This is a genomic window from Psychrobacter proteolyticus (assembly GCF_038155145.1).
In the GTDB taxonomy this organism is placed as follows: Bacteria; Pseudomonadota; Gammaproteobacteria; order Pseudomonadales; family Moraxellaceae; genus Psychrobacter; species Psychrobacter proteolyticus_B.
Window position 1 is genome coordinate 1 of record NZ_JBAKAY010000071.1, and the last position, 232, is coordinate 232.

1 protein-coding gene is annotated in these 232 nt (G+C 42.2%); it reads left to right on the top strand.

What is annotated here, in order from left to right:
* On the top strand, positions 1 to 232 hold a 232-nt coding region (locus V6252_RS13035), incomplete at both ends, for a DNA-directed RNA polymerase subunit alpha C-terminal domain-containing protein (protein WP_341610732.1).

Here is a 232-nt window from a genome sequence, read left to right on the forward strand (position 1 = left end):
TAAAGCAGCCACTATTTTACAACAACAGATTTCTATCTTTGTTGACCTAGCAGCTGAAGAAGCGCCTGAGCCTGTGAAAGAGAAAGAAGAGGTTGATCAGGTGCTATTACGCCCTGTGGACGATCTTGAACTAACGGTTCGCTCAGACAACTGCTTGAAAGCTGAAAACATTTACTATATCGGTGATTTGGAACAGCGTTCAGAGACTGAACTTCTAAAAACCCCAAATCTT